At 67.9% G+C, this 24,663-nt stretch carries 17 protein-coding genes and 4 pseudogenes; 15 read left to right on the top strand and 6 right to left on the bottom strand.

The features are described from left to right. Window positions 1–157 precede the first annotated feature (157 nt). Window positions 158–994: an SDR family oxidoreductase gene (locus NUT86_RS00790; RefSeq protein ID WP_274740344.1), complete on the bottom strand. Its 837-nt coding sequence runs from the start codon at window positions 992–994 to the stop codon at window positions 158–160. An 851-nt stretch (window positions 995–1,845) separates the two neighbouring features. Here NUT86_RS00790 and NUT86_RS00795 point away from each other — a divergent pair. The 11 genes from NUT86_RS00795 (at window position 1,846) to NUT86_RS00845 (ending at window position 14,998) form a co-directional block, all read left to right on the top strand. After that, window positions 1,846–2,070 (top strand): ferredoxin, encoded by a 225-nt coding sequence (locus NUT86_RS00795; RefSeq protein WP_148588245.1) that lies wholly within the window; start codon window positions 1,846–1,848, stop codon window positions 2,068–2,070. Beyond that, the gene (locus tag NUT86_RS00800) at window positions 2,070–3,464 is read left to right on the top strand and encodes an NAD(P)/FAD-dependent oxidoreductase (RefSeq protein WP_274732687.1); all 1,395 of its coding nucleotides are present in this window, start codon (window positions 2,070–2,072) and stop codon (window positions 3,462–3,464) included. Before NUT86_RS00795 ends, NUT86_RS00800 begins: the two co-directional genes overlap by 1 nt. Window positions 3,465–3,498: 34 nt before the next feature. Continuing rightward, entirely contained in the window at window positions 3,499–4,713 is a 1,215-nt protein-coding gene (locus NUT86_RS00805; RefSeq protein ID WP_266437982.1) for a cytochrome P450, read from the top strand. A 217-nt stretch (window positions 4,714–4,930) separates the two neighbouring features. After that, complete coding sequence (locus NUT86_RS00810; RefSeq protein WP_274732690.1) at window positions 4,931–5,101, top strand: hypothetical protein; 171 nt, start codon at window positions 4,931–4,933, stop codon at window positions 5,099–5,101. Beyond that, window positions 5,098–5,481, top strand: coding sequence for a VOC family protein (locus tag NUT86_RS00815; RefSeq protein ID WP_159492055.1), 384 nt, complete (start codon window positions 5,098–5,100; stop codon window positions 5,479–5,481). The genes NUT86_RS00810 and NUT86_RS00815 overlap by 4 nt, the downstream gene beginning before the upstream one ends. Window positions 5,482–5,946: 465 nt before the next feature. Then, window positions 5,947–7,191, top strand: coding sequence for a sugar ABC transporter substrate-binding protein (locus tag NUT86_RS00820; protein WP_274732693.1), 1,245 nt, complete (start codon window positions 5,947–5,949; stop codon window positions 7,189–7,191). Window positions 7,192–7,321: 130 nt separating this feature from the next. Beyond that, entirely contained in the window at window positions 7,322–8,221 is a 900-nt protein-coding gene (locus tag NUT86_RS00825) for a carbohydrate ABC transporter permease (RefSeq protein WP_381679043.1), read from the top strand. Continuing rightward, window positions 8,218–9,102 carry a carbohydrate ABC transporter permease gene (locus NUT86_RS00830; RefSeq protein ID WP_266437967.1) on the top strand — a complete coding sequence of 295 codons (885 nt, stop codon included), beginning with the start codon at window positions 8,218–8,220 and terminating at the stop codon, window positions 9,100–9,102. The genes NUT86_RS00825 and NUT86_RS00830 overlap by 4 nt, the downstream gene beginning before the upstream one ends. Window positions 9,103–9,176: 74 nt before the next feature. Beyond that, window positions 9,177–11,243, top strand: coding sequence for a glycoside hydrolase family 31 protein (locus tag NUT86_RS00835; RefSeq protein ID WP_274732698.1), 2,067 nt, complete (start codon window positions 9,177–9,179; stop codon window positions 11,241–11,243). 324 nt (window positions 11,244–11,567) lie between these two features. Beyond that, on the top strand, window positions 11,568–14,024 hold the full coding sequence (locus NUT86_RS00840; RefSeq protein ID WP_274732700.1) for an ATP-binding SpoIIE family protein phosphatase: 2,457 nt from the start codon (window positions 11,568–11,570) through the stop codon (window positions 14,022–14,024). Continuing rightward, window positions 14,021–14,998, top strand: coding sequence for a LacI family DNA-binding transcriptional regulator (locus NUT86_RS00845; RefSeq protein ID WP_148588237.1), 978 nt, complete (start codon window positions 14,021–14,023; stop codon window positions 14,996–14,998). Before NUT86_RS00840 ends, NUT86_RS00845 begins: the two co-directional genes overlap by 4 nt. A gap of 294 nt (window positions 14,999–15,292) precedes the next feature. On the opposite strand, the pseudogene NUT86_RS00850 reads toward NUT86_RS00845, so the two are convergent. Continuing rightward, window positions 15,293–15,645: pseudogene (locus tag NUT86_RS00850) on the bottom strand (transposase); the annotation flags it as partial. A gap of 894 nt (window positions 15,646–16,539) precedes the next feature. Here NUT86_RS00850 and NUT86_RS40555 point away from each other — a divergent pair. From NUT86_RS40555 to NUT86_RS00860, 3 genes and pseudogenes are all read left to right on the top strand, one after another. Next, window positions 16,540–16,728, top strand: a pseudogene (locus NUT86_RS40555) (VOC family protein); the annotation flags it as partial. 549 nt (window positions 16,729–17,277) lie between these two features. Further along, window positions 17,278–18,822, top strand: coding sequence for an FMN-binding glutamate synthase family protein (locus tag NUT86_RS00855; protein WP_274732701.1), 1,545 nt, complete (start codon window positions 17,278–17,280; stop codon window positions 18,820–18,822). 135 nt (window positions 18,823–18,957) lie between these two features. Beyond that, window positions 18,958–19,710 carry an alpha/beta hydrolase family protein gene (locus NUT86_RS00860; RefSeq protein WP_093646237.1) on the top strand — a complete coding sequence of 251 codons (753 nt, stop codon included), beginning with the start codon at window positions 18,958–18,960 and terminating at the stop codon, window positions 19,708–19,710. 437 nt (window positions 19,711–20,147) lie between these two features. Here the strand turns inward: NUT86_RS00860 and NUT86_RS00865 are convergent. Together NUT86_RS00865 and NUT86_RS00870 are read right to left on the bottom strand one after the other, a co-directional pair. Continuing rightward, window positions 20,148–20,962 (bottom strand): annotated as a pseudogene (locus tag NUT86_RS00865) (SDR family NAD(P)-dependent oxidoreductase). A 199-nt stretch (window positions 20,963–21,161) separates the two neighbouring features. Next, window positions 21,162–22,064, bottom strand: coding sequence for an FG-GAP repeat domain-containing protein (locus NUT86_RS00870; RefSeq protein ID WP_274732702.1), 903 nt, complete (start codon window positions 22,062–22,064; stop codon window positions 21,162–21,164). A gap of 259 nt (window positions 22,065–22,323) precedes the next feature. Here NUT86_RS00870 and NUT86_RS00875 point away from each other — a divergent pair. Beyond that, a pseudogene (locus NUT86_RS00875) lies at window positions 22,324–22,605 on the top strand (IS5/IS1182 family transposase); the annotation flags it as partial. A gap of 42 nt (window positions 22,606–22,647) precedes the next feature. On the opposite strand, the gene NUT86_RS00880 reads toward NUT86_RS00875, so the two are convergent. Both NUT86_RS00880 and NUT86_RS00885 read right to left on the bottom strand, forming a co-directional pair. Continuing rightward, entirely contained in the window at window positions 22,648–23,244 is a 597-nt protein-coding gene (locus NUT86_RS00880) for a DUF1707 SHOCT-like domain-containing protein (RefSeq protein ID WP_159492039.1), read from the bottom strand. A 547-nt stretch (window positions 23,245–23,791) separates the two neighbouring features. Continuing rightward, window positions 23,792–24,613 (bottom strand): class I SAM-dependent methyltransferase, encoded by an 822-nt coding sequence (locus NUT86_RS00885; protein ID WP_274732703.1) that lies wholly within the window; start codon window positions 24,611–24,613, stop codon window positions 23,792–23,794. Window positions 24,614–24,663 lie beyond the last annotated feature (50 nt).

The raw sequence follows: 24,663 nt of genomic DNA on the forward strand, positions 1-24,663 counted from the left end.
AGGCGGCGCAGGCTCCTTCGGTCCGGACTCCCGGGCGGCCGCCGCGTCGGTCTCGGGCATGGTGACGGCGCGTTCACGGCGCGAGCTGGTGGCGAAGGCGACGGACCAGCCGAGTGCCGCTCCCAGCCTGCTACGGAAGTCCGGCCTGCATCGAGGATCAGCCTCCGGTGGCGAAGCCGGGGAAGAGCGTCATTCCGCCGTCGACGAAGAGCGTGGTGCCGACGACGTAATCGAGCAGGTCGGACGCCATGGCGACGACGGCGTTGGCGATGTCGTCCGGGTCGCCCACGCGGCGGTACGGGATCAGGCGCAGCAGGTCGGCCTCGGCCTCGGGCGTGGACCAGGCGTCGCGGTTGATCGGCGTGCGGATGGCTCCGGGTGCGACCGCGTTGACCCTGATCCGCTGGGGAGCCAGCTCCTGGGCGAGGGTCGTCATCAGCATGCCCACGCCGCCCTTGGAGGACGCGTAGTTCACATGGCCCGACCACGGGATGATCTGGTGGACCGAGCTCATACAGATGATCTTTCCGGCCGAACGGGAGACCTCCTCCACCACGCCGCGCCGGATGAACTCCTTGGCGGCCTCCCGCGCGCACAGGAACTGGCCGGTCAGGTTGACGTCGATGACCTTCTGCCACTGGGCGAGCGTCATCTCCGTCACGGCCGCGTCCCGCTGGAGGCCCGCGTTGGCCACCATGATGTCGATGGTGCCGAACTCCTCGACCATCCGCGCGACCATGGCGGTCACCTGGTCCTCATCGGACACGTCGGCTTCATGGGCGTAGGCGCGGACCCCGAAGCCCTCGATCTCCTTCACGACATTCTCTGCCTCGCGCGCGCCGACGACGTAGTTCACCACGACGTCCGCTCCGGCCCGGCCCAGGGCAACGGCGGTCGCCAGGCCGATGCCCGAGTTGGCGCCGGTCACCAGCGCCTTCTGGCCTCTGAGAAGCTGCGTGGACGTGGTCCCGCGGTTCTCGACTTTTGCTGCCACCACGATCTCTCCTTCGGCGTTTCGGACGGCACGTCAGCCGAAAACGAGCGGGGTGCATGAGGAAGGTCTGGAGCCAGCCGCTCGCCAGGACAGACACAGGAGCCGTCGCATACCAGGCCTCCAGACGAAAGCACCCTGCGCCTCGGGCGGGACGAACCGGCACGCACGCAGCCGCATTTCGACAGGGCAGGTCACACGGTCGGGCTAGGAGCCGCCCCGGGCCCTTGCCGGCCGGCATCATGCGGCCCACCAGGACCAGGATGACGCCAAGCCCGCTCGACGATGGCAACGGGGGCGACTGTCGTCCCCGCCGTTGATCCGCAATGACCCCTGGCCTCGCTGATCGTCCAGGACGTCTCGAACATGCCCTGCGGGCCCTGGGCCTCCAGGACGAAAGGGGGTGGCGTTGGTAACGAGGGTGCGGTGGGCAGGCCCCGTACTCGCCGGTCATCGACGCCAGGTAGGCGGCGCCGCGGTCGAGTTGCTGCTGGTAGCGCCCGGGTTGAGGACATTGAGGAATTCCTGTTCGGTCAGCCCTCGGATGCCGGGTTTGCCGACGCCCGTATGTCCCTTTCCCGGGGTGCGGGCGGCGTGTGTGCGGGATACGCTTTTGACAACAAGGTCAGGTTCTCCGGGCGGTTTGGCAGATGCCCGGGCCTCATTCGCGATGCTCAGTTCTTTCTACGGAGACCTTTCTGCGGAGACCTTTGACGTGCGTGGTGCCCCCCTTTCGTATGCGCAGGGGTGAGCAACAGCCGAATCCCCCCTTCGAAGGTGTTCCTCGCGCTTCGGGCGCCGTACCGGCGCTGCCTCAGGGCCCGCAGCTTTGCAGTCCTGAAACGGAGTTCGGGATGAAAGTTGTCGTTGATCTTTCCCGGTGTCAGGGATATGCGCAGTGCGCGTTCCTGGCTCCGGACGCTTTCCGGATGCACGGCGAGGAAGCGCTGATGTACAACCCGCAGCCCGACGACGTCCAGCGCGAACAGGTGCTGCGCGCCGCGGCGGCCTGCCCGCTCCAGGCCATCCTGGTCGACCAGCTGGAGGGGCAGGATGCACCGGTGGAGGCGTCGCCGTGATGGGCAGCGCCGACACCTTGCAAGCGTTCCGACGGGAAGGCCGCATCGTGATCGTCGGGGCGTCACTGGCGGGACTGCGGGCCGCGGAGGCCCTGCGCGAGGAGGGCTTCACCGGATCGCTGACCATGATCGGCGACGAGCTGGGCGAGCCCTACGACCGGCCCCCGCTGTCCAAGCAGGTACTGACCGGGTGGGTGCCGGCCGGGAACACCACGCTGCCGCGACGCCGTGACATCGATGCGCAGTGGCTGCTGGGCGTGCCCGCCGACGGGCTGGACCTGGCGACCAATCACGTACATCTCGCCGACGGCCGAGATGTTCCCTTCGACCGCGTGCTGATCTCCACCGGAGTGCGGGCCCGGCCCTGGTTCGTCGAGGCCGAGGCCGCCCTGGACGGCGTGTTCGTCGTCCGCACCCGCGAGCACGCCGAGAGCCTGCAGCGGGCGATGGCGGCGGGGCCCTCCCGCGTACTGATCATCGGCGCGGGCTTCACCGGCTCCGAGATCGCCTCCATCTGCCGCGAGCGGGACATCCCGGTGACCGTCGCCGAACTCGCACCGGCCCCGCTGGTCGGCGCACTCGGCGCCATGATCGGTGGGGTCGCGGCGGACATGCAGCGCGCCCACGGCGTCGACCTGCGCTGCGGCGTCAAAGTCACCAAGCTGGAAGGCGACGCCCAGGGGCACTTCCGTCGCGCCCACTTCTCCGACGGCACCACCATCGATGCCGACGTGGCGGTGGTGGCGCTCGGCGGCATCCGCAACACCGAGTGGCTGCGCGGCTCGGGACTGGCGGCAGGCCCATGGGGCATCGCCTGCGACACGGGCTGCCGCGCCCTCGACCTCAACGGCCTGATCACCGACGACATCTTCGTCGCCGGAGACGTGGCACGCTGCCCGAACCCGATCTACGAATACCGACTCATCTCACTGGAACACTGGGTCAACGCCGTGGAGCAAGCCAAAGTCGCGGCGCACAACATGCTCAGCGCCCAGGCGGACCGCTGGCCACACCTGTCCATCCCGACGTTCTGGTCGATCCAGTTCGGCGTCAACATCAAGTCCGTCGGTGTGCCGACCTTCGCCGACGAGGTCGTCGTCACCCAGGGGTCCGTGCCCGACCACCGCTTCGTCGCCGCATACGGCTATCAGGGCCGCGTCACCGCGGCAGTCAGCTTCAACAACGCCAAGTGGCTCGACCATTACCGGCAGTTGATCGAGACGGCCGCGCCCTTCCCTCCCCCCTGCCCCACACCCGACGAGCCCGCCGACGCAAAACCCGTGCCCGTCGACTTCCCCAGCCCCAAGCTGCTCGCCCAGGGCGCCACCGTGGTCGTCACCGGCCACGACCCAGGAGAGCGGCGTGTCACCGCCGCGTGGCAGCACCACCAGTAGGAAGGAAGCAGGAGGACACAGGAGGAAAAGCGACATGACCACGACCCACACGCCCGACACCCTGCACCGGATCCTCGACCACTCCTCCCGCGCCGACCCCTACCCGCTCTACGCCGAACTGCGCAAGACACCAGTGGCCCTCCAGGAGGACGGCAGCTACGTCATCAGCACCTACCGCGAACTCACCGGCATCCTGCACGACCCACATCTGAGCTCCGACGTCCGCCACCTGTCACGGCCCATGCCCGCGGCCGAAGCACACACCACACCCTCCTTCATCAACCTCGACCCGCCCGAGCACGACCGCCTGCGACGCCTGGCCATGCGCCACTTCGGCCCCCCGCACACCCCGGGCCTGGTGACCGGCATGGAACCCGACCTGACCGCCGTCGTCAACGGCCTGATCGACGACTTCGCGGGCAAGGAGCGGATCGACATCGTCGACGACTTCGCCTACCCGTTCCCCGTGACCGTGATCTGCCACCTGCTCGGTGTGCCGCGCGAGGACGAACCACGGTTCCACGTGTGGGTGAACGCCATCGTCGACTCGCTCGACTACAACCCCAAGACCGACCCGAAGGAGAAACTCGACAACGGTATGCAGGCCAGGAATGACCTGACCCAATACCTCGGCGGACTGCTGGAACAACGCCACGGCCGGCCCGGCGACGACCTCCTGGCACGGATGGCCAACGACGACGGACCCGAGGGACGCATGACCGACGACGAAATCGTCAGCACCGCCAACCTGCTGCTCATCGCCGGCCACGAGACCACCGTCAACCTCATCACCAACGGCATGCTCACCCTGCTGCGCCACCCGCAGATTCTGCAACGGCTACGCGACGAACCGGACCTGATCGTGCCGCTCGTCGAGGAACTGCTGCGCTATGAGCCCCCCGTGCACATCATTCCCTGGCGAGCGGCATACAGCGACATCACCATCGCCGACACCGTCATCCCCAAGGGCTCGCAGATCATGCTCATGCTCGCCTCAGGCAGCCGCGACCCGGCCCGCTTCCACGACCCCGACCGCTTCAACCCCGACCGACAGGACAACCAGCACCTGGGCTTCGGCAGCGGCATCCACCTGTGCTTCGGCGGCCCGATGGCCCGGCTGGAGACCCAAACCGCACTGACCGCGCTCGTACGGCGCCTGGAACGACCCACACTGGTCACCGACCCACCGCCCTACCGGCCCAGCCCCATCCTGCGAGGCCCCATCCACCTGCACATCGAACAGAGCTGACGCCGAACGCGGCAGCTGCGGGCATACCCGTACGGGTACCACCGTGTGGTCGACGGCGATTACCTGGCCACGTAGCCGACGGAAACTGCGCCTGGCCATTGCCGGCTGCTCCGGTGGCCCGCACCGTTTGGGACGGTGCGACGGACCGGGGTGTGGGCCGGCAGTTACGGTGCGGCTGTCCCGCAATCTGCTGGCCCAGCATGTCAAGGTGTTCGACGTGAACAAGCGGCGACTGATCCACTGGAGCATCCGCGGCCCGGCTGCCGCCAGTGGCAACGACCAGGCAAGCCACCCCGCCTTCAGGTGCATGACGACGGAGATCGGCACCCGCGTCCGTCACCTGCTGCCCGTCCTCGCCCGCGCCACGAACCGGGAGACCCAACCGTGACAACACCCGACGAGCTCGCCAGCGTCCGCTACATCGTCGACGACGTGGCCGCCGCGGTCCACTTCTACACCACCCACCTCGGCTTCACTCTGCACACCAACCCCGCGCCTGCCTTCGCCGACGTGGTCCGCGGCCCGTTGCGGCTGCTGCTGTCCGGGCCGGCGAGCTCCGGCGCCAGGGCCACGCCCGATGACGCCACCGCGCCGGGCCGCAACCGCATCCATCTCATTGTGGACGACCTCGACACCGAGATCGACCAACTGCGCGCCGCCGGGCTGTCCTTCCGCAGCGACGTCATCGCGGGCCCTGGTGGACGCCAGATCCTGCTGGCAGACCCGGCCGGCAACCTCATCGAACTGTTCGAACCTGCCCCGCGCTGAGCTGTTTCCGAGAACTGCCGGCAGCGCATAGCAAGAGCAACGGAAACGTTGTCACCTTCTCCGTTCACTACGGGCCCCGGTCAAGGACGGCTCACGAGACCTGGCGCGGCGAGACCGGCTGCGTCTGCCGCTCCTGCCCCGCCTCCGGGACCGGGCAGGAGCGCGAGGCCGACACGTTCGCCGTGGCGGGCGAGGACGGCGCTTCACACCCGATGATCGAGCGATCCGCCACTGGCCTGAGAAGCATCCACGGCTTGCTGAAGGAGAGCCGGATGATCGCGTGATCGTCTGCGGTTCACAGGCCTGACGGAAAGCCAGTTTCATATGCCTTTCGCGAGAATGCAGCAAAATGCCTTGCGGTCTTTCGCATTCCGATCCGTGTCTGCCTCTCCGCGCGTCGACAGAAGGCCAAGGCCTGGGTCGCGCATGTCAGTGTCTGCGCACCGATTTCCCCTTGGAGCCGCTATGCGCACCTCTGTTGAATGCCGTCGCATCCGGTTAATCGGGACTTTGGCGGCGACGGTCACCGCAGCCGGCCTGCTGCTGATTTCCTGCGGCGGTGATGGCTCGCGGCCCAGGCCCACCGAAAGCGGCAAGATCACTCTCACCGAAATGGACTATTACAGTTCCGAACCCGGGCGGAGTGCCCTGGCCAAGCAGCTCACTCGGTGCGGCAAGCCGGCGGGGGTCACCATCAAGCGGCAGATTGTGCCGGACCTGCGCACAAAAGTGCTCCAGTTGGCGAACAGCCGGGCGCTACCGGACCTGATTCTCCTGGACAATCCTGACCTACAGCAGCTCGCCGCCACGGGAGCGCTCGCCGACCTCGGCGCGGCCGGTGTGAAGACCGACGGAATGTATCCAAACATCGTCGCCGCGGGTAAATACCAGGGTAAGCAGTACGGTGTGGCGCCCGGTGTGAACCAGTTGGCGCTCTACTACAACACGTCGATGCTTGAGAAGGCGGGCATCAAACCGCCCGCCACGTGGGATGAGTTGCGCATCGCGGCCAAGAAGCTGGCTCAGGGCGACAAGGTGCACGGAATCGGCTTTGCCGTGCCGGCCACGGAAGAAGGCAGTTTCCAGTTCGAGTCCTTCTTCTTCAGCGCTGGTGCCTCCCTGAAGAAGCTCGATTCGCCGGAGGCCGTGTCGGCGCTGAGTCTCCTGAAGGACCTGGTCGCCTCCGGTTCTGCGCCCAAGGACGTGCTCAGCTGGAATCAGATGAATGTCGGGGAGCAATTCGCAAACGGTTCGCTGGCTATGATGATCAATGGTCCCTGGGAGCTGCCCCTGTTACGAAAGGCAGGCATGAAGGATTTCGGTATCGTGCCGGTGCCCGCCCCGGCCTGGGGCACTTCCTCCGGTGCGCTCGGCGGTGAGGTGTGGGCGGCCGGCAGCGGTGGGCACAAGTCTCGCAAGGCAGCCGAGGTCATCAAGTGCATGGTGTCGAAGGGCAACAGTCTGGAGTGGGCCAAGCTCACCAATTACGTGCCGTCCGACCCGGAGGTGGCCGCGGAATTCAGTGCTGCTGTGCCCGCGATGAAGACATTCGTGGAGACCATCGGAAGCGCCAAGAGCCGCACGGCGGAAGTCGGGCCGGATTATCCGAAGTACTCGCAGGCGCTGTGGACCGCGGTGCAGGCAGCATTGTCAGGGAGCAAGTCGCCCGGCGCGGCGCTGACTGACGCCCAGAAGCAGGCGACGCAATGAGCACCGGGCCGCTGACCCGTGGGTGGTACACGCCGACGGCCGCCCTCCCGGAGAGGTAGCCGTGGTTCCGGAAGTGCCCAAGAGCTCGGCGGCGGTCGCCGGCTGCAAAAGGCCGCCGCCGGACCGCTCCGTGGCTCCGGCGGCTCGCGGCAGACGGCTCGGTATCGGGTTCATCGTGCCGGTCGTCGTATTCGTCGCGGTGTTCTACCTCTATCCTCTGGCCCGCAATGTGGTGCTGTCCTTCCAGGACTACGACATCAATTCCCTGTACAGCGGCAACGCCCCGTTCATCGGCCTCGGCAACTACCGCCGACTGCTGAGCACCCCCGCCTTTGCCACTGCCGTCGTCAACACCGTGATTTTCGTTGCGGGCTCACTCTTCTTCCAGTTCACGATCGGCCTGGGACTCGCGGAGTTCTTTCGCCGCTCGTTTCCGCTCAGCCCGCTGTTGCGGTCGCTCATGCTGATCCCCTGGCTCTTGCCCCTGGTCGTCGGCGGCACGTTGTTCCGGTGGCTGCTCGACACCAGCAACGGCGTCGTCAACCAGATCCTGCTCACCCTCCACCTGGTCCAGGACCCGGTGCCGTGGCTCAACACCCCGAACACCGCGATGGCTTCAGTGCTGATCTGCAACATCTGGATCGGTGTGCCGTTCAACATGGTGATCCTCCACAGCGGGCTGCTGGCCATCCCGACGGAGCTCTATGAAGCGGCTTCCCTGGACGGCGCCGGCCACTGGCAGCAGTTCCGCTATGTCACGCTGCCCCAGATCAGACCCGTGATCGGCATCGTCGTGACGCTCGGCCTGATCTACACGCTCAAGGTCTTCGACGTGATCTGGGTGATGACCAAGGGCGGCCCGGCAAACGCCACCCACACGATCACCACCTACGCCTACCAGCTGTCCTTCGGCGGGCTGTCGGAGTTCGGCCTCGGAGCGGCCGCGGGTGATCTGCTCATCATCGTGGCCGCCGTCTTCGCCCTGCTGTACCTGCGCGCGCTGCGCGCTGATCCCGGAGCCCGCGCATGACCGCCGCCCGCGCTGCTCGGAGCCGGCCCGCCACGGTCCGTGGCGGACGGAGCCGGGCGGCCGTACCCACCTGGGCGAAATCCGCGTTCGGTGTCGCCGTCGTCGCCGTCATGCTGTTCCCGCTGTACTGGATGGTGAACGCGTCCTTCCAGACCAATCAGCAGTTGGCCCGGCCCTCACCGCACTGGTTGCCACTCGGCGGCACACTCAACGGCTATCGGGACGCGCTGTCCCAGCAAGGGGGCCATCTGCTGGCATCCCTGATCATCGCCGCGGGCGCCACGGTCCTGACGCTGACCCTGGCTGCGCCGGCGGCCTACGCGCTGGCGCAGCTGCGCTCCCCGGGCGGCAGGACGCTACTGAGCGTGCTGCTGGTCGTCCAACTCGTGCCCGGCATCGTCATGGCCAACGCTCTGTACCAGATCTTCGCCTCCGTCCAGATCCTCAACTCGGCCCTGGCGTTGATCCTGGCCGACACCACGCTTGCCGTCCCCTTCGCCGTGCTCATCCTGCGGGCCTTCATGACCGCCATCCCCCGATCCCTGCTGGAGGCAGCGGCATTGGACGGTGCAGGCGCGGTACGCATCTTCTGGCAGATCGTGCTTCCCATATCCCGCAACGCACTGATCACAGCAGGCCTTTTCGCGTTCCTCTTCGCATGGGGCGACTTCCTGTTCGCCGCAACGCTCAATCTCAACACCACCACGTGGAAGCCGATCACGCTGGGTCTGTACGACTACATCGGTGCCGGCACCAATACCACCACCTGGAACGCGGTAATGGCCACCGCCGTCATCGCTTCCCTACCCGCCGCGCTGCTTCTGACCATTGCCCAGCGGCACATCGCTGCCGGACTCACCAATGAAGCGGTCACGGACTGACCGCGCCGTGAACCGCCACTCGCGCCCCTGCACCGCAACTGACCCGTACAACAGCCCTGTGAGAAAGGAGCAGTATGTCTCCGCCCGACGGCACAAGGCCCGCACCCTCCGCCTCCACGTCCGACGCAGCCGGGACCAGCTCCCGGCCTCCCGCCTCTTCCCGTCCGGCCGTCTGCCTCGAGTTCGGTGACGCCGAGCACGTACTGCGGGTGGAACCCTGGGGAGCCGACAGTGTCCGGGTGCGCTCGGCCCGACATCGTGTGCGCGACGACCTGCCGGGAGCCTTGAGTGCGCCCCCTGCCGCCGCGGCCGCTGAGTTGGGCGTGGGTCCCCACGGCAGCCGGATCCTCACTGTCGGGCGGCTGCGGGTAGAGCTGTCTCCCCAGGGCCACCTGCGTTTCGCGCGCACGCAGGACGGAACCGAGCTGCTGCGGGAGTCCGTCGGTCACTTCGCCTGGCCCGGTCCCCGCCAGTTCACACCGGTCGGCGAGGGCCGCTATCAGCTGGAACAGCGCTTCGCCGCCTATGACGGTGAACAGTTCTTCGGGCTGGGCCAGCACTCCCACGGGCGCCTCGACCACAAGCACATGGTGATCGACCTGGTGCAGCGCAACGGGGAGGTCACCATCCCCTTCACCCTCTCCTCCCGAGGCTACGGTCTGCTGTGGAACCTGCCCGCCGTCGGACGTGTGGAGTTGGCCGCCCATCAGACCCGGTGGGTCGCCGACGCCGCCGATCAGATCGACTACTGGATCACCACCGGTCCGACTCCCGCCGGCATCATGGCCAACTATGCCGATGCCACCGGGCACGCTCCCGCGCTGCCGGAATGGGCCCTGGGCCTGTGGCAGTCCCGCCTGCGTTACCGGACACAGGAGGAACTGCTGGGCGTCGCTCGCGAATACCAACGCCGGGGTCTTCCTCTGTCGGTCATCGCCGTGGACTTCTTCCACTGGCCGCATCTGGGCGACTGGCGCTTCGATGCTGCCGACTGGCCCGACCCGGCCGGCATGGTGGCGGAATTGGCGAGTATGGGCGTACGGCCGCTGGTGTCCGTGTGGCCGTCCGTCAGCGTCGTGAGCGAGAACTACCCGCACATGCGGGATGAGCGGCTGCTGCTGGGAACGGAGCACGGCCAGCCGTTCCAGCACGTCTTCCCCGACAGTCAGGTCGATGACAAGTCCCTGCCCGTGGTGTTCTACGACCCCACCGACGAGCGGGCTCGTGACTACATCTGGAGCCGTATCAAGCGCAACTACTACGATCTCGGCTTCCGGCTGTGGTGGCTGGACGCCTGCGAACCGGAGATGTACCCCGAACAATTCGGCAACCTGCGTTACGCGGCGGGTCCCGGCCGGGCGGTGGCCAACTTGTATCCGCGCGAACATGTGCGGGGATTCTTCGAGCATATGCGGGCCGAAGGCGAAGACGTTCCTGTCAGCCTGGTGCGGTCCGCCTGGTCCGGCAGCCAGGCCTACGGGGCGGCTCTGTGGTCGGGTGACATCCCGGCCACCTTCGAGGCACTCGCGGCGCAGGTGCGCGCCGGGCTGAGCGCGGGCCTGAGTGGCATTCCGTGGTGGACCACCGACATCGGCGGTTTCCATGGTGGCGACCCGGACGACCCCGATTACCGGGAGTTGCTCATCCGCTGGTTCCAGTTCGCCGTCTTCTGCCCGCTGCTGCGGATGCACGGCCACCGCGAACCGCGGGACGCCTTCGCTGCCGGCCGAACCGGTGGACCCAACGAGCTGTGGTCCTACGGGCAGGATGCCTACCGGATCCTGACCCGGCAGCTGCGGCTACGCCAGGACCTTCGTGCGTATCTTCACCGTCAGATGGTCTCCGCAGCCGACTGCGGTGCACCGGTCATCCGGCCGCTGTTCTTCGGCTTTCCCGACGACCCGGCCGCGTGGACGGTCGAGGACCAGTTCCTGTGCGGCCCGGACCTGCTGATCTCCCCGGTGACCCGACTCGGCGAACGGCACCGCCAGGTCTACCTGCCGGCCGGTGCCGACTGGAAGGCCGCCGCCACAGGAACTGTCCAGGACGGCGGCCAGACCACCACAGCTGATGCTCCACTGGATTGCATCCCCGTCTTCGTACGCCGCGGATCCACCCTGGATGTGAGGTTTCCGGGCTGAACAAGGGGGCCTCTTGCCACGTCACCAGGTCGTCGGTCGCACAGCCGCACTCGGCTGTGCGCACTTCCGAGCGGCCGGTCCCGCGGAGGGCTCTCCGGCAAACCCTCTCCACAGCCGACGACGCCGGTTCTGATCGTGTCCCTCGTGTCCATGGCCGACGATTCCGACCGGATCTGCCTCGATCCCTGAGTGTCAGTGCAGCTTGTTCGATTCATTTCGCGCAGGCACTATGGGACTGTGAGTAATGGCGCTCGGGCGAATTGAGCAAGAATGGCCACCTCCGTGGGGGAAACTGGTCACTCTGGGTGGCCGAACCATGTTCCCATGGCCATCATCAGCGTGGGGGGCATGGTCACAGGGTGGAGTGAAGGGGCTCGGAAACTGCTGGGCTATCGCCCCCCGGAGATTGTCGGACACCCCGTCTCGGACCTCCTGATCAACGGGGAATACCCCGAGGTGGCCGGGCCCTGCCTGCTCGACGCCCGGGAGTGGAGCGGCACAGCGGCAGTCCGCCACCGGGATGGCCACCGCGTCGATCTGCCCCTGCGCCTTCATCCGACACTCCGTGACGACGGAACGACCCAGGCGTTCGTCGTGACCGCCACCGCGGGGGCGGGCGAGGCGGAGTCCGACCGACGGATGGTGGAGTGGGCATTCGCCCAGTCCTCCGTTGCGCTCTCCACCTACAGCACCACGTCACGCTCATGGCAGTGGAACGCGGTCGCGCACGGCGGCGAGCAGTCCTCGCCGGCAGGGCGTATGACAGGCAGGCCCGCCGACGGCGACGGGGCGCAGACGGCCGCAGGGCAAGCCGAAGCTGTCGAATCCGGACAGGGGCAGGCGGCTGAGGCGGGCACCTGGCCCTACTCGGACCTGCTGGGCGGCGGCCGCTCTGACGAGGGGTTTTTGCGATGCGTCCGCCGGGTCGCAGAGGAGGCCAAGCCAAGCCGCTATGAGCACCTCGCCCCAGCTACGCCGTCCGCTCACCGGCGTGCCTGGACCATCGAGATGTGGCCCGTCCGCAGCCCCGACACCGGTCGGGTGGCCGGTGTCGGGGCCGCGGCGTTCGACAGTACGGAGCAGGTTGCCGCACGGCAGCGCCTGGCCCTGCTGAACGAAGCGGGCAGCCGTATCGGAACCACCCTGAATGTAAGGCGCACGGTTCAGGAACTCGCCCACCTGGCCGTTCCGCGGTTCGCCGACTCCGTCAGTGTGGACCTGCTCGACTCCGTGACCCGCGGGAAGGAACCGCCGCCCGGGCCGGCCGACGCCGCCGTGGTGTTGCGCCGGGTCGCGCACCGGACCGCCGACGGGGTTCCCGAAGCCGACACCGAGATCGGCGAGGCCGACACCTATCCTCCCCGCTCACCCCCCGCACGTGCCCTGACAAGCGGTCGAACGGTGCTGTGCGGAACGGACGACCCCGACTTCACCCGGTGGGTCGCCGCCGGCGTGGGGGGATCCGGTACCGCGGCGGAGCACGGATTCCACTCGATCATGGCTACCCCCCTGCGAGCGCGGGGCTTGACGCTCGGAGTCGTGGTCTTCGCCCGCGCGGAAGGCTCGAACCCCTACGAGCAGGATGATCTGCTCCTCGCCGAGGAGCTCGCAAGCCGGGCGGCGGGCAGTGTGGACAACGCGGGCCGTTTCTCCCGGGAACGCGCCAATGCCCTGACCTTCCAGCGCAGTCTGCTGCCCCGTCACTTCCCCAAGCAGGCGGCCGTCGAGGTGGCGCACCGCTATCTGCCGATCGGCAGGGGCGCCGAAGTGGGCGGCGACTGGTTCGACGTGGTCCCGTTGTCGGGCACTCGCGTAGCCCTGGTCGTCGGCGACGTGGTCGGCCATGGCATCCATGCCTCGGCCGCCATGGGCCGACTGCGTACAGCGGTGCGCACGCTCGCCGGAGTCGACCTGCCCCCGGACGAGCTGCTCACCCACCTCGACGAACTGGTCACCCACCTGACCTCGGACAGCGACGTCCGGAACGAGCCCGACCCCGGTCAGATCGGCGCTACCTGCCTCTACGCGGTCTACGACCCGGTATCCCGCATCTGCACCATGGCCAGCGCCGGCCATGTCCCACCCGTCGTGCTCTTCCCCGACGGCACGGCCCAAGTGGTCCCACTCACCCCGGGGCCGATTCTGGGAGTCGGCGGCCTGCCTTTCGAGCCCACCGAGCTGGAACTCCCCGAGGGAAGCCTGCTCTCCCTCTACACCGACGGCCTGATAGAAGCCCGCGGCCACGATCTCGGTGTCGGCCTTGAACGACTCTGTGGAGCCCTGGCTTCCGCCGAGCCCTCGCTGGACGTCACCTGCGACATCATCCTCAGGGCCCTGCTGCCCGAGAGCCCCGCCGACGACGTGGCTCTGCTCCTGGCGCGCACCCGTGCCCTGCACACCGATCAGGTCGCCGCCTGGTCGCTGCCGTCAGATCCCGCAATCGTGGCCGATGCCCGTGCGCAGGCCTCCCGTCAGCTGGCGACCTGGGGGCTCACCGACGCAGCGTCCATCACCGAGCTGGTGGTGAGCGAGCTGGTCACCAACGCCATCCGCTACGGGGACGCCCCCATCGGGCTACGGCTGATCCGGGACCGGACCCTGATCTGCGAGGTCTCCGACGCCAGCAGTACCTCCCCTCATCTGCGCCGTGCCCGCACCTACGACGAAGGTGGACGAGGACTGCAGATGGTGACCCAGCTGACCCAAGGCTGGGGCACCCGCCAGACCCCCACCGGCAAGACCATCTGGGCCGAACAACGTCTCCCAGCCGACGGACCATGACGGAGCGCACAGTCAACCTGGCAACAGGACGCGGCGCCCAGACCCATAGTGGTGCTGCGGCCCGCGACCTGACACATACGCTCGCACTGCTCTACCCGCCGTCCGGCGCCAACCGGGACTACCCACCGGTGCAGCTCGCCTTCGTCGGCGGGGTGGCGGAAACCGCCACCACATACGGCTATGACCTGCTGCTCACGCCCTGCAAGTCGGGGAAGGACCCCGCGTTCCGGCGGATGGTCAGTGAACGGCGCGTGGACGGAGTGATCGTGATGGAGGTCCGCCGGGAGGACGACCGCATCCAGCATCTTACGGAAGCGGCCTTCCCCTTCGTCGCCATCGGCCGGAACAGCGGAACCGACGGGGTCGGCTGGGTTGATCTCGACTTCGCCGGCCTGGCAAACGGATGCGTTCGGCACCTGGCCGAACTGGGCCACCGCAGAATCGCCTTCGTCAACAAGTCGGAGCAGATCGTCAACAGCGGGTACGGGTACGCGCTGCTCGGGAACGAGGGCTACACCGAGGCGATGCAGGAGATGGAACTGACCGCGCGTGCGTACCCCAGCGGCGACAATGTCGGCGCCGGGGAGGACGTTGTGGAACGGATCTTGCAGGACGATCCGGCCACCACGTCCCTGGTCGTCATGAACGAAGCCGCCCTGGAGGGCATCTACCGCGGGCTGACCCGTCACGGCCGCAGCGTACCGCGCGACTTCTCGGTCGTCGGCGTGGCGGCCAGCCGCTGGGCGGAGCAGGTGAGCCCACCGCTGACCGCGGCCGAGATACCGGCCAAGGAGATGAGCCGGATCGGCGTGGACCTGATGGTGGAGCGGCTCACCTCACCTGCCTCGTCACCCCGGCATGTCCTGCTGAAACCGCTGATCACTCTGCGCGCCAGCACCGGTCCCTGCCGGCCGGTTCTCGATTCGGAGCCGGAGCTGGAGCTGGAGGCGGAATTCCCTGACCTGGACTTCTGACCCTCCCGCGCCTCCCGGCTGCGACCATCACGGCGGTAGCAGGAGGTGTGACCGGTTCCGGGTGGCGCAAGCCATATCGGCTCGCGCCACCGGGCTTTCGTCGTATCCACAATCCAACAACCATCCTGCTGACCAATTCGGCTTATTCCTGTGCTGCTTGGCAGTGGTAAGGCAAGGCGTGCGCGGTCGTTGGCCTCGTGGCGCAGATAGTCGCCATGGTGTGGGTGCTCAAGCCGGCGCCTGATGGAAGTAGCCCGAGCATTGATATCCCATTCGGCGTGCTTGTGGTGACTGAGACAGCCACGACATGGTGCGCTCGATCACCCGTCCACGCCGCCCTAACCGTTCACTGGACTCGATGCCTTTGCGGGCGAGCCGCACGCCGATCCGCTTTCCCCGTAGCCACTTTCGCGGGTCGGACCGGTCATACGCTTTGTCGGCGTGCAGGCGTTGGGGCTTGAAGTACCGGTTGCGGTGCGGGTCGTGTCTCGTTCGGTGACCCTCGACCATCGGCTTCAGCCCTTCGCTGTCGTGGGTCCCCACACGCCGGCATGCGACCAGATCAGAAACCGGCGATGGACAGTCGACTTCGATAACCCGAAGCACGGCGGCAACGCACGCCAGGCGCATCCACTGACCAGCACGTAGGACTACCGCCTCGACATGCGTCAGGGTGGCGCTGCAGCAGCAGGCGCCAGGTCTTCTCGACCGCGATCTCCGTACTCATGTTGTCGATCATGGGGCGCAGTGCGTACCCGAGCAACCCTCAGCGGTCAGCACGAGCACATTCACGAACGCGCCGGCGAGGCCGGCATCACTGTCCGCGCCTATGCCGACGTGCGCCGCACACCGCTGACCGGCAGCACCTTTGATCCCGGCACCTGCTCAAGCCCCCGACGCCCACAGTGCCTCAGGGGCGGGTAGCTACCGCATCGACTCCGGCTCTACGTAGCTTGCGGGCTAGGTACTCCACCTCAGGCAGCGTTCCTGAGTAGGCCCCGGCCAGCACCTGGCCCAGGACAGCCTTGGCCTCCGTCAGACCGATGCCGAGTTCAGCGCGCAGGACCCGCATGAGGGTGACACGCTCCACCGAGGGATCCGTCACGTGCAACGTGGCCGGCCCGTGATCGGTGAGCAGCCGGCCCCTCAGCCGGGCAGGAAGGACTTGGCCGCAGTCGGCCGTAGCCTGCCCGCAGGCCCTGCACATGGACTCCACGTCCCATCGCAACGTGCCACCGATCAGACTGTGAACACCGCAACGCTCCAGGCGCGCCCCGCAGTCCTCGCACGGAGCGCTGTACCCAACGGATTCGACGACCGGCTCTTCCACACCCCACCCCTCAACCGCCACGAGGTTATGCGTTGAGCGGACGCTGCGGCATAGCCCCCGCCGCACCCCGCGCCCCGCGGGCCTCTCCCCGACCTACCAGTGAGCAGACTGCTCACCGACCACAGATAGTCAGCGATCAAGGGTTCCGACGCCAGCACTCAACTGTCGCTTAACCTCTGGGTCTTAGGGATGACGTGCTCGATCACGGTGGATGACTGCCTTCTACCATGTGTGCTTTGTGGTCCCGGACCTCGATCGAGCGATGCAGGACTTTCAGCGTGCCGCCGGGGTTGAGTGGAGTGACCCTGTGTCCGACCGGCTTGGTGAGTGGGACTACCGCATCGTCTTCACCACAGGCGGGCCACCCTTCATCGAGCTCATTGAAGGGCCGTCAGGCAGCCCCTGGGATGCGGGGCCGGGCCGTAGCAACGGGGCGATCGGGCGGCTCACCTCGGGACATGCCTCAGCAGGCCCGGCAGCGGGACACCTCGCACCGGCGATCGGCAAGGACAGGCCAGACGCCCAGGTCCGATTTCTCACGAGCCAGAGCGCGGTGCGGAGGGTTCCGGACTTCCGTCTACCCAAGTCGATCTTGGTGTCGCCGCCCTGCTCGCTCGCCTCCCGAACCCCGGGCTCGGCAAGCCGGCCTGTATTTGGCAGCCCTCGACGAGACCGTCCGGCAGCCCTTGCCTCGCCCGGCTCGGCCGACGCTCAGACGTTACGCCGTGTTACGCGAGCATCACCGTGCATAACCTGTTCCGACGCACTGGGACCACCCACCACGGGGAAGACCACCCCACCCGCGCCCCTTGGTCCGGGTGAGCCCCTAGTATCACTTGGCGTTCTCCGACGAACGCTGACGCCCGCTGGGTCGTGCCTGCCGCCCAACGCCCGGCACGACGACTCCACCACATGGCAATGGAGTCGAGCATCGAGGAGAGGAACGTTCATGCGCGCCCGGAGCATCGCCACGGCCACCGCAACAGCATTGGCACTGGTGGCCGCCCGTGACCTTGTCCAGAAGAAGCACGCATTGCTCCGGAACTTCCCTGTGCTCGGGCACGCCCGGTACCTGTTGGAGACGATCGGGCCGGAGCTGCGGCAGTACATAGTGACCTCCAACGACGAGGAGCGCCCGTTCAGCCGCGACCAGCGCACCTGGATCTACGCGTCGGCGAAGGGGGAGAACAACTACTTCGGGTTCGGAACCGACAACGACGTCGAGCACACGCAGGGGCACGCCTACCTGAAGCAGCGCACGTTCGCCGGCACGTTGCCCGACCTGCACGACCCGCAGGCCCCACTGCCCTCAGCCAAGGTGCTGGGTGGGCCGCGCGGGCGCGCCAAGGCGTTCCGGCCGGCGAGCGTGGTGAACATCTCGGCGATGAGCTTCGGATCGCTCTCCGGCGCGGCGATCACTGCGCTCAACAAGGGGGCGGCGCTGGCGGGCACCCTGCACAACACGGGCGAGGGCGGTCTCTCGCCGTACCACCGCAACGGCGGCGACCTCGTCCTGCAGATCGGTACGTCTTACTTCGGCTGCCGCAACGAGGACGGCAGCTTCAACATCGACAAGCTCAAGGACGTGGTCGCCGGCGCCCCGGTCAAGGCGATAGAGATCAAGCTCTCCCAGGGTGCCAAGCCCGGGCTGGGCGGAATGCTGCCGGGCGCGAAGGTGACACCGGAAATCGCCGAGATCCGCGGCATCCCGCTCGGCGAGGACTGCGCTTCCCCGTCGCGGCACACCGCGTTCGGCGACGTCGACTCGATGCTCGACTTCGTCGAACTGCTCGCCACCGAGACCGGCCTGCCGGTCGGGATCAAGAGCGCAGTGGGCGAGATGGAGTTCTGGCAGGAGCTGGCCACGCTGATGGCGCGGGGTGACCGTGGTGTCGACTTCGTGACCATCGACGGCGGCGAGGGCGGCACCGGTGCGGCGCCGCTCACCTTCTCCGACTCGGTGTCGCTGCCCTTCCGGATGGGCTTCTCCCGGGTCTACGGCGCCTTCGCCGAGCGGGGGCTGACCGACGACCTGACGTTCATCGCCTCCGGCAAGCTCGGCCTGCCCGAGAACGCCGCGGTCGCCTTCGCTCTGGGGGCCGACATGATCAACGTGGCCCGTGAGGCGATGCTGTCGATCGGCTGCATCCAGGCGCAGAAGTGCCACACCGACAAGTGCCCCACCGGCATCGCCACCCAGAGCCCGTGGCTGGCCCGCGGCCTCGACCCGGCCTCGAAGGCCACCCGGGCCGCCGTCTACCTGCGCACCCTCCGCAAGGAGCTGCTGAAGGTCTCGGCGGCCGTCGGTGTCGCCCACCCGGCGCTCATCACGGCCACGGACATCGAGATCATGAACGGCGACTACGAGGCCCGCACCCTGGCCGGCGTCTACGGCTACAAGGACGGCTGGGGCGAGCTGGGCCCGCACCTCGCCGAGGAGATCACCGCACTGCTCACCACCGAGCAGCCCTCCGACCAGAAGCCGACCGCCTGACGTGCCGATCACGGCAGGCACCGCGCTCGCCGCTCCCCTGCCCGGAGCGCGCGCGTGGAGCCGGCCGGTGGCACCCTTGTCTTCCCTACTCCACGAACCTGCTCCACGAACAACCCCTGCCTAGGTGATCACAACATGAGCGAAAAAGTGAGATTCCCGAGCGTCGTCGGCCCCGAACTGGCCGGAGCGATCGACCTGCCGGACGGCGAGATCCGCGGCTGGGGGATCTTCGTGCACGGATTCACACTCGGCAAGGGCTCTCCGGCCGCGTCGCGTGTCAGCAAGCAGCTGGCACGCGAGGGGATCGGCATGCTGCGCTTCGACAACCTCGGGATCGGGGACTCCGACGGCGACTGGGGGGACGGTTCCTTCACCGTCAAGGTCCAGGACACGATCCGTGCCGCAGCCATGATGGCGGAGCGAGGGACTCCGGCAGACCTGCTGGTGGGGCACTCATGGGGAGGCGCCGCCGCCCTCGCCGCGGCGGCCGAGGCAACCGGCGTCCGCGCGGTCGCCACGATCGGGGCGCCGGTCGATCCCAGCCACGTCGAGCGACAGTACGACGCGGTCGTGGATCGCGTGCTCAGTGAGGGGTCGCACGAGTGGTTCGTCGGCGGGAGGACCCTGGTCCTCAAGCGCGCCTTCGTCGAAGACGTCCGCCGTGCTCACCTGCGGGACCGGATCGGCGAGTTGGACCTGCCGCTACTCGTCCTGCATTCGCCGACCGACAACACCGTCGACATCGCCAACGCCGGCGAGATCTTCAACGAGGCACGGCACCCGCGAAGCTTCGTCTCACTCGAAGGAGCAGACCACCTCCTGACCGCCCGAGGACAAGCACAGCGAGCCGCCCACATCATCAGCGCCTGGGCCGACCAGTACATGTGAAGGGCTCGCTCGGATAGGTGTGGGGCAGGGTCGTCGGGTGGGGCGGTCTTCCCAGCGGTGGGTGGTCCATGCGCATCGGAACGAGCTGCGCACGGTGCTGAGGCCGCACCCCGCGGAGCGCGCGGGCGGCATCGCGCCGATGCAGGCCGACGATCTCCAGGCCACTACAGCGAGAGGACACGGTCTGTTCGGTGCGGTACGCCCGGGTGCTCTCCCCTGAGACATCGTAGGCACCGTCGACCTGCTGGAGCAGCACCTGGCACACACTGCCGCCTCTCATCAAGTCCCCCGTGCGGCTGTCCGCTCCGCCTGGGGTGCGAAGAGATGTTCCCGATGACTGGATCTCTCTGACCTGGGCTAATGACCTGAGTCGGAGCGCAGGGCGCACCCCCTGGCCGACACCCGGTCAACGGACGCAGTGCCTGTCCGGCAGTCCGCTACAGGCGCGGGGTGCGCGCCTCGATCCGGTGGTCGAAGGCGGCACCGCCGACGCCGACAGTGGTCACCCCGCCGTCGACGGTGAGGACGGCCCCGTTGACGTAGGACGCGGCCGGCGACAGCAGCCAGTCGATCGCCTTGGCGACCTCCTCCGGATCACCGGGCCGCCCGGCGGGGGTCAGCCGGTTCGCCTCCTCGTATGCCGCCTCGGCACCGCCCGCCAGCCCCGCCTCCGCCGCGAACCGCGCCATCCGCTGGTCGGCCATCTCCGTACGCACCCAGCCCGGGCACACCGCGTTGGCCCGTAGCCCCTGCGGCCCGTAGTCGACGGCGAGGGAGCGGCAGAGGTGGAGCAGACCCGCCTTGGACGTCGCATAGGCGGCGTTGCCGACGCTGTTGCGGAGCGCGGCGACCGAGGCGACCGCGACCACCGCGCCGCGGGCCGCCAGCAGATGCGGCAGCGCGGCACGCAGCAGCAGGAACGGGCCGGTGAGGTTGGTCCGTATCAGCTCTTCCCAGTCCTCGACCGCGGTGTCGCCGACCGCGCCGCCCCTCCCGATTCCGGCGTTGAGCACCAGACCGTCGAGTCTCCCGTACGCCGTCACCGTCGTCTCCACGAGCTCGCGCACGGCCTCGGGGTCGGCGGCGTCGGAAGGGTGGGCCAGCGCCCCGGTCTCCTCGGCCACCCGACGCAGCGGCTCGGGCCGCCGTCCGGAGATCACTACTTGGTGCCCGGCCGTGCACAGCAGCCGGGCGGTGGCGGCCCCGATTCCCGTTCCCCCCCCGTCACCAGGACAACACGCTTTTCCGACATGGTCGTTCGCCTCCGAAGTGGTCAGCTTCCGGTTCCCCGCACCGCGAGCATACGAAGCGCCGACACCGCCGGGCCGACCCGGGGATACCGGCCAGGAGAAGATGCGCGGCACACGCCACATGGTCTGGCGCCGGATCGGCACCCACACCATCCTCACCGGCCACCGCCCGCGGCATAACGGGGTCACCGCCCAAGATGGCTAGAACAGATCGCGGTACTGGTTGAAGTCAGAGCCGACCTTCACCCGGGACGTGAACGGTGACGACGCTTTGCCCGTGCCCTTGTACAGCCACAGGTTGCCCTTGGGATCACGGGCGAGGAGGTCGCTGTGGCCGTCGCTGTCGACGTCACCCGTGGCCACCAGCTTGTTGAACTGGTTCCATCCGGGGCCCACCTTCACGCGGGACGCGAACGGCTTCCGCGGATCGCCCGTGCCCTTGTACAGCCAGAGGACGCCCTGCTTGTCGCGGGCGACGATGTCCGGCTTGGCGTCGCCGGTCAGGTCGCCCTGACCGGCGATCTGGGTGAACTGTTTCCAGCCGAGGCCGACCTTGACGCGCGGTGCCAGCGAGCCGTCCGCCTTGGTCTGAAAACGCCACAGGACGCCCTGCTTGTCGCGGGCCAGCAGGTCGGGGTGCTTGGCGCCGCCCAGGGTGCCGGGGGAGAAAACGAGGTTGTACTGACCCCAGCCGGTGGCCACCTTCTTGAGGCGCCCATTGCGCCAGAGATTCAGCGCACCATCGTCCATGACGTGGTACGCGCCGTCCTGGTAGCCGGTCAGATCGGGGTCGATCGACACGCCGTACCTGAAGTGCGGCCAGACGTAGGCGCCCGACCGGCCGTCGAAGCCGCCCTTCCCATCGGGCATGTAGGCGTACATCTGGCCCGACGGCAGGATCCCGGAGAGGAAGAAGAACGGCGCGGCCGGGGTGGGCTTGCGCTGCCCGGCCGCGGCAGCGCTCCGGGTGACGTTCTTCGCCGGACCGGTCGTCGCAGGCGCGTCGGCCAGAGCGGTGCCGGCGGTGGCACCGGCCAGGACGACGGCGGTCGCTGAGGTGACGAGACGCCACAGGGCGCGTGCACGCCGGGAAGACTGGGTCACGTATGACTCCATGAGGTATGCGAAATCAGACGGTGCGCTCCGGATAGGTGTGGGGAGCGCCCGCATCATTGTCCGGATCTTTGCACGTCTGTACCAGTGGTTTTGCGGTGGGGTGTGGAATGCCGAATTCCGCCCGGAGGGCAACTCGGAAGGCCGGCAACCCCGTTGGGGATAGCCGCCCTTGGTGATGACTCGGACCGGATCAGAAAGCCGTAGAGGCCCCCTAGGCATTGTCCGATGAGTGGTGTCACCGGTGACGAAGGCGTATAGCTCCCGCCGGAACCGCAGTTATCTGCGGCGTCGTCAGATCAAGCACACGATTCCGGAGCGGAAGGACCAGCGCGCCACCCGCCAACGCCGCGGCAGCGCAGGTGGCCGGCTGCCGGATTCGACAGGGCGATCTGCAAGCGTCGAAATGAAGTCGAGCGAACGATCAATGCCCTCAAGGATTCCGGGCCGTGGCCACTCGCTTCGACAAGCGCGCATACGTTTCCACGGAACGGTGACCGTTGCCGCCGTACGTCTCTGGCTCCGCTCGTGACCCAGCGGACAGTGCTTGGGAACCGGGCCGCGCGAGCGCAGGCTATCGCCTCCGGCGGGGCTGTTTGATCTTGATGCGGCCGGCTCGCGGGTGTCCGACGATCGTGAGCGTCGGGGAGCTCGGGTCTGTCGGCGCGGTGGCCTTGTTGCTGATGTGAGCGGTATTGGTGCTCGTCCCGTCGATCCGCACCGCCCAGCCCTGCGGAACGATCAACTGAATGTTGCCCGTTCCGCAGCTCGCCTCGACGGTGACGTCACGGTACGCACAGGTTGCCTCGGTGAAGTCGATCACGATGTGCAGCATTTTGCATTCGGCGACGACCCTCCGGGGAACTGTCCACCGGCCGCTCTGCTCGATGTTGCCCAGGCGGGGCTTGAGGACGAGGGTTTCCGCGTCAGTGCCAGAACGCGAGTCGGAAGGCCGCTCCTGTGGCAGATCAGCGACCAGGGCGTCGAGTTCGCCGTACGTCTTCGCGGCGTAAGCCCGATCGAGCCTCTCCTCCAACTCGGTCAAGTCGATGCGGCCTTCGCCCGCCGCGACCCGCAGCTTCTCAGCCACCGACTCGCGGTCGGCATCTCCTGCCCGAAGCTCCACTATGCCCGGCGTCGTCAGCTCCGACCGTTGCTCCCCATCAGTCATGGTGCGACTGTAACCGCACGGACGGAGCACCCACCGGCCTGACGCTGAGGCGGGGCATGCAACCCGCCGGAGAGGCCCTGGGGTCGGTGTCCGCGCGGGCTGGACCCCGGACGGCTGCTGAAGGGCGGCGGCCCGGCCGGCCTGTGCGTGCCGTCGAAACCATGCGAGCGCTCTGGCAGGAACGGTCTTCTTCGGCCTGGTCGCTTCTCTGAACTGGACAGTTTCGTTGCAGCCCTCAGGACGACGTTGAGGAGTCGGGCCGGCCCAGCGCCGGCACCACCTGGAAACGCCAATTTCCGGGACCGGCAGCACGCCAATCCCGAGCCCGCACGCTGCGACGCGATCTCCGCCTGCCTGGACGCCACCCACCCCCCGACTCCACCGCCCGTTCGTGCGGCACCACATCAACATAATCAACATGCTCGGCCGGCACTCCTTCCAGCACCCCGAGCTGCCCGGGGGCCTGCGCCCGCTGCGTGATCCGGGCGTGTCCGAGGACGAGTAACGTGCGCGAGCCCGCGAGCCCGCGCGACCGTGCGGCAGCGGATCAAGGGGTGCCGACGCGTACGGCGGTGGTCGCCAGAGTGGTGTAGTGCATCGTGAAGCGGCCACCCAGAGCGTCGATGGCATGGCCGACCGCGCCCAGTATCTCGGCCAGCTGATCGGGACGAAGTCGGGTGAGGCCGCCGGTAGTGGGGAGCAGTTCCAGCCATTGGTCACGCGTGTAGGACTGCTCCCAGTCGAATCGCCACTGTTCCGGTTCGTGGAACTGCTCGGTCTCGCGGATCTTGTCGGCGATCTTCGCGTACCCCGCTTGGTACATCTCCAGCGAACGTCGCGCCGGCTGATTGCCGAACGGGGAGTCGGGCGCCACCCGACGGTAAGCAGCCGCGAACGGCTCGGCCACCTCGGCGGGCGGCTCAAATACGTGCCCGAAGATCGCCAGGCGCCCGTTCGGACGCAGCACCTGGGCCGCCTTCGCTGCGCCGGCGACCGGGTCCACCCAGTGCCACGACTGGGCGGCGATCAATGCGTCGAACACTCGGCCAACCGGCTCCCAGGCTTCGAAGGTCGCCACCTCGACCTGCAGGCCGCGGGCTTGCGCGAGGTCGGCCATCCGCGCATCCGGCTCGATGCCGAGCACGGCGCAACCGGCGGCCTGGAACTGGCGGGCCGCGATGCCCGTTCCGCAGCCTACGTCGAGCACGTCAGGCCCCGGGCTCCCGGCGACGATACGCGCCACCAGGCCATCGGGGTAGCCCGGTCGGGCCTGGTCGTAGCGTTGCGCATCCGTGCCGAAAGACTCGGCAGTCCGCCGAGCCTGATGCGACTGTGCCGGTTCGGGTTGCTCTCGCGGTAAAGTGGGCATGCGTTCACTTTAGTGGGCGAGCGCCCACATGCCAATGGATGCCAGGGAGC

This window comes from Streptomyces sp. G7(2002) (assembly GCF_028870195.1).
GTDB classification, from domain to species: Bacteria; Actinomycetota; Actinomycetes; order Streptomycetales; family Streptomycetaceae; genus Streptomyces; species Streptomyces nigrescens.

Coding starts and splice junctions, on each gene's coding strand:
- NUT86_RS00795 (WP_148588245.1), top strand. CDS start 1,846: ATGAAAGTTGTCGTTGATCTTTCCCGGTGTCAGGGATATGCGCAGTGC.
- NUT86_RS00800 (WP_274732687.1), top strand. CDS start 2,070: ATGGGCAGCGCCGACACCTTGCAAGCGTTCCGACGGGAAGGCCGCATC.
- NUT86_RS00805 (WP_266437982.1), top strand. CDS start 3,499: ATGACCACGACCCACACGCCCGACACCCTGCACCGGATCCTCGACCAC.
- NUT86_RS00820 (WP_274732693.1), top strand. CDS start 5,947: ATGCGCACCTCTGTTGAATGCCGTCGCATCCGGTTAATCGGGACTTTG.
- NUT86_RS00830 (WP_266437967.1), top strand. CDS start 8,218: ATGACCGCCGCCCGCGCTGCTCGGAGCCGGCCCGCCACGGTCCGTGGC.
- NUT86_RS00835 (WP_274732698.1), top strand. CDS start 9,177: ATGTCTCCGCCCGACGGCACAAGGCCCGCACCCTCCGCCTCCACGTCC.
- NUT86_RS00840 (WP_274732700.1), top strand. CDS start 11,568: ATGGCCATCATCAGCGTGGGGGGCATGGTCACAGGGTGGAGTGAAGGG.
- NUT86_RS00845 (WP_148588237.1), top strand. CDS start 14,021: ATGACGGAGCGCACAGTCAACCTGGCAACAGGACGCGGCGCCCAGACC.
- NUT86_RS00855 (WP_274732701.1), top strand. CDS start 17,278: ATGCGCGCCCGGAGCATCGCCACGGCCACCGCAACAGCATTGGCACTG.
- NUT86_RS00860 (WP_093646237.1), top strand. CDS start 18,958: ATGAGCGAAAAAGTGAGATTCCCGAGCGTCGTCGGCCCCGAACTGGCC.
- NUT86_RS00880 (WP_159492039.1), bottom strand. CDS start 23,244: ATGACTGATGGGGAGCAACGGTCGGAGCTGACGACGCCGGGCATAGTG.
- NUT86_RS00885 (WP_274732703.1), bottom strand. CDS start 24,613: ATGCCCACTTTACCGCGAGAGCAACCCGAACCGGCACAGTCGCATCAG.